Origin of the sequence: Polaromonas sp. (genome assembly GCF_030689685.1) — a bacterium.
Classification (GTDB): domain Bacteria; phylum Pseudomonadota; class Gammaproteobacteria; order Burkholderiales; family Burkholderiaceae_C; genus Polaromonas.
In genome coordinates, this window is sequence record NZ_JAUYEY010000102.1 from 1 (window position 1) to 4,510 (window position 4,510).

Annotated in this window: 4 protein-coding genes; 3 read left to right on the plus strand and 1 reads right to left on the minus strand. The window is 63.9% G+C overall.

The features are described from left to right. Positions 1-370: 370 nt before the first annotated feature. The 3 genes from Q8O29_RS20255 (at position 371) to Q8O29_RS20265 (ending at position 2,729) form a co-directional block, all read left to right on the plus strand. A complete protein-coding gene (locus Q8O29_RS20255) occupies positions 371-1,441 on the plus strand; it encodes a M14 family zinc carboxypeptidase (protein ID WP_305566034.1) in 1,071 nt (356 codons plus the stop codon). After that, positions 1,438-2,184 carry an alpha/beta fold hydrolase gene (locus tag Q8O29_RS20260; RefSeq protein WP_305566035.1) on the plus strand — a complete coding sequence of 249 codons (747 nt, stop codon included), beginning with the start codon at positions 1,438-1,440 and terminating at the stop codon, positions 2,182-2,184. The genes Q8O29_RS20255 and Q8O29_RS20260 overlap by 4 nt, the downstream gene beginning before the upstream one ends. A 155-nt stretch (positions 2,185-2,339) precedes the next feature. Further along, positions 2,340-2,729: a hypothetical protein gene (locus Q8O29_RS20265; protein ID WP_305566036.1), complete on the plus strand. Its 390-nt coding sequence runs from the start codon at positions 2,340-2,342 to the stop codon at positions 2,727-2,729. Between the two features lie 218 nt (positions 2,730-2,947). Here the strand turns inward: Q8O29_RS20265 and senA are convergent, their stop codons facing one another. Beyond that, the gene (gene senA, locus Q8O29_RS20270) at positions 2,948-4,177 is read right to left on the minus strand and encodes a selenoneine synthase SenA (protein WP_305566038.1); all 1,230 of its coding nucleotides are present in this window, start codon (positions 4,175-4,177) and stop codon (positions 2,948-2,950) included. Between the last annotated feature and the right edge of the window lie 333 nt (positions 4,178-4,510).

Here is a 4,510-nt window from a genome sequence, read left to right on the forward strand (position 1 = left end):
CCTTGACGCGCTGGAGGAGCAGCTTGCACTGGGACTCAGAACTTTGGAGCAAAACCCTGAAACTGTGCGCACCATTGTCTCTTGGGATTGGATTGTGAGCTCCTTGATTACTTCATTTATGAAGTAGAAATGGAATTACCACATTGCGTGGCCGGGCCTGAGCGTCGAAGAAAAGGCCGAAGGCTGGATCCTACCCTGCGTGGCCTTCCCGGCGTCAGATCTGGTATTGCTGCCGCCTGGCCCGTAATTTCAAGCCAAATCGGTCTCCAGCCCATATCCAGCGGGCGCAAGTAGCTCCTTTTTTCATAGCGTATCGGTTTCCATGGGAAGCATGCAGTGATTTGTCACACAAGTCTGCAAGGATGGGGAAATGGATTTTTTGCACCCGCCCGCCGACGCTTACCGCTTCGCCCGTACGCCCGATGCCGCAGCGACCTTTGCCGAGCATGAAGACTTCAAGGCCATCCTGCGGGCCGGCGGCGCGCACTTTGCGGTGCAGACCGTGGCCGAGGTGCACACCGCCGGCCCCTCGTTTGATATCTTCACCGCCGCCATCGGCTCGCGTGACCCGCGTGCGCCAGCGATTGGTTTTTTCGGCGGTATTCACGGCCTGGAGCGCATCGGTACGCAGTTGATCCTGAACTACATGCGCGCGCTGCTGTGCCGCATCGAATGGGACACGCTGCTGCAGCAGCAATTGCAAAAGGTGCGGCTGTTGTTCATGCCCATCGTCAACCCCGGCGGCATGTGGGCGCACAAACGCGCCAACCCGCGCGGCGTGGACCTGATGCGCAACGCAGCGCAGCGCGCCGAGAGTCGCGTGCCTTTTTTGGCCGGCGGTCAAACCATGAGCCCGTTGCTGCCCTGGTACTGCGGCCGTCCCGGCGCGCCCATGGAAACCGAAAGCACGGCGCTGCTGCGGGTGGTGCGTGAGCAACTGGCCTGCCGGCCTTTCAGCCTGGCACTCGACTGCCATTCGGGTTACGGCTTTGACGACAGCCTCTGGTTCCCCTATGCCAAAACACGCCGGCTGATGGCGCATCTGCCCGAGATGTTTGCGCTCAAGACCATGCTGGAGCAAGCGATGCCGCACCACGACTACAGCTTCGAGCCGCAAAGCAACCAGTACCTGCTGCACGGCGACCTCTGGGACCACGCTTATGAGCACACGCCCGAAGGCCACGTCTTTTTGCCGATGACGCTGGAGCTCGGCTCCTGGCTGTGGATACGCAAGAACCCGCGCCAGTTGTTCTCGCGGCACGGCATCTTCAACCCGATCAAGGCGCACCGTATCAAGCGCGTGCTGCGCCGCCATGTGGACCTGCTGGACTTCCTCACGCGGGCCGCCTATGCCGCGCCCGGCTGGCTGCCGCTGGCCGAACGCCGGACCGAGCTGTACCAGCAGGCCAGCGCCCACTGGCGGCCCCGGCGCGCGCCATGAGCTGGGTGCTGCTGCGCGGCCTGACGCGGGAGGCACGCCACTGGGGGGGACTGCCGCAGCAACTGGCGACCACGGACGACACCGTCGTCGCGCTGGACCTGCCAGGCAACGGTGCGTTTTGCGGCCTGCGCTCACCGGCGACGGTGCGCGCGATGACGCTGTTTGCGCGCGAGCAATTGCGGCGCCAAGGTCGCGCGCCACCCTACCGGCTGCTGGCCATGTCGCTGGGCGGCATGGTCGCCACCGATTGGGCGCAGCAGTGGCCGGACGAGGTGGCTGCGCTGGTACTGATCAACACCAGCATGCGCCCCTTCAGCCGCGCCACCGAGCGCCTGCGACCCGGCAATTGGCCGACGCTGCTGCGGCTGGCCGCGCTCTGGGACGATACCAGGGACAGCGAGCGCATCATCCATGCGCTGACCTGCGAGCGCAGCGCAGCCGTGGAAAAAGATCTGGCGGCCTGGGTCCAGATCCGTAAAAGCGCGCCGGTGCGGGCCGGCAATGCTTGGCGTCAACTGTGGGCAGCGGCGCAATTTTCGGCCGCTGCAGGCAAGCCGCACTGCCCTACGCTGCTGCTGTCGTCCAGCGCCGACCGACTGGTGAATCCGCGTTGTTCGGTGCATCTGGCACAGGCATGGCAGGCCAGCCACCGGCAACACCCCTGGGCCGGCCACGATGTGCCGCATGACGACGCTGTCTGGGTCTGCCAGGTCATCGCCCAGTGGCAGGCGGCGTGTTATTGATCTTTTCCAAATACACGACAGTGATTAGACCGCTCTCACCCTTTGGGAGAGGGACGGGGTGAGGAATTGAGCGTTCCGACTGTCATGAGTTTTGAAGCGCTCAATCGTCAGCCAAAATTCAGCCTTCGGCGTTATGGTTAGAACTCGCCCCTGCAATGACCGTCCCCACCGAACCGCCAAACAGACCCGCCGAAGCTGCATCTGCAGCAGCATCGGAGTCGCCCAAACGCGTCTGGACGTTGGCCCTGGGCACGGCCGCTGTCTGGTACCTGGACCCGGTGCTGGCGGAGATGGCTGAACTGGTCGGTGGCATTGCCTTGTCAAACAACAAGTCCTTGGCCAAGGACACCATTGCCGAGATGCGCCGCAAGGCCGCAAACCTGCGCCGCCAGATCGGTCCGCTCCCCGCCAGCGCCCTGGACAAAGTGGTCAGGCGCACCGAAGCAGCCGGCGGCGCAGTGCTCGACAAGGGCGCACGCGTGAAAGAGCTGCAAAGTAGCTGGGACCATTTTCTGGCCTGTCTGCGTTCCAGCCCGAAACGCTGACAAACGCTGACAAAGCGAAGGGACCCGGACTATCGGGTCGCCTTTTCTTTTGCTTACTTTTCTTTTGGCGACGCAAAAGAAAAGTGAGTTGCCGCCGGGCAACCCCCGGCTTGCTGGGAAACCACGACGTCCGACAAGTCCCCAACACACAAATCAACCATCAAATCCGCCTCTAGCCCATATCCATCAAGCGCCACCAGCTACCAAATCAATAGCACCTACAAAGCACAGGACCGGAATCCACAAAAGATGTCATCCCGCTCAGGGAGATAAAAATTGCGGTACTTCGGATGTTTCATGCGCGCCCGCGTCGCCATCGACGCGCCGCGCAGCACCTTGTGTGTGCCAAACCAGGGCTGCGAATAGTCGGCATAAGGGTGCGGCTCAAAACCGGGGTAAGCCCGGAAGCTGCTGCCGGTCCACTCCCAGACATCGCCCCAGCGAAAGCCCCGGCGCGCCGCCGTGTGCGCCGCCACCTCCCATTCGACCTCGGCTGGCAGCCGGCGGCCGGCCCAGCGGCACCAGGCGTCGGCCTCCCACCAGCTCATGTGCATGGCCGGCTGGTTGCCCAGCATGCGCATGGGCTGGCCGAAACGGGTTTGCATCACCGCGCCGCTGGCCACGCCGATCTGCTCGACATAACGCGGGCCGCGTCGGCCCTCGCTGCGCGCCGTCACCTGCAGCCAGTCCCAGCCTTGTGGCTGCCAGAGTTCGAGCCGGTCGTAGCCGCCGTCATCGACAAACTCGACAAACTGCGCCCAGCTCACGGGCTGCGCGTCAATTTCGAACTCCGGCACGCTGACCTCGTGCTGCGTCAGCTCATTGTCGAAAATAAAACCCGTGGCCTGCGCGGTCGCGGGCGACCCCAGCTTCCAGGCAACGGCCGGCACCAGCAGCGGCTCGCGCAGCGTCAGGGTCGGCGGTGTGAAGGCCTGCAGCAAGGCCTTGTCCAGCGGCAAGCCCAGCGTCTGCGCGGTGTAGGTCAGGGCTTCGGCATGCATGTCCTCATGGAACAGGCACAGGCGGTAAAAATACAGTGCGTCGTCGTCTTCATCGGCTTTCTCCAACAGCTCCAGCGTGCTCTCCAGCGTGTCCAGCAGGTAGGCGCGGCAACTTGCCACCCCCGGCAAGTCCAGCGTCCAGCGGGTGCTGTGCGGCACATTGCCCGAGTCCCACCAGCGGTCGGCGTGCGGCTCGATGGAAGCCAGCCGCGCCGGCGCCGGCTCGCAGCGCAGGCCGCGCGAGCGCTGCATATTGCGGCCTATCCACCATTCCTGAAACCAGCCGACATGGCCGATTTCCCACAGCGGGGGATTGAGCACCGGCAACTGGGGCACTACAAAATTGACGCCTTCCAGCGCCTGCTGGTAATGGCCAAACAGGCGCAGCGTGTGGTTGCGCGCATCCATCAGCGCCAGCGACAGCAAGGCCTTGCCAGCGCCGCGCATTTCGGACGAATCGATGCGCCCGGTGACCGAGGTCGATGCGGAATGCGGGGGCGAATCGGGGGCAGCGTCTGAAGCCAAATGAAGATCCTGGTAAGTCCGGCCATGCAAACCCGCAGCGGCAGCGACACGCCGGGCGGGTGGAGCCAGAATAGCAGACCGCTGCGGCCGTCGCCGCCACCGCAGGCTTGCTCCCTAGGAGCCTGGGCGGCAGAAGGCGTCGAAGCGAAAAGTGGCCCCGGCGAGGACAGTTTTTGCCGGGTTTGCAGCCTCATAGCCGTAGCTATGGGGCAAAAAGCCGGTGAAAAATGGACCGTCGCGGCCGCTTTGCAGCCG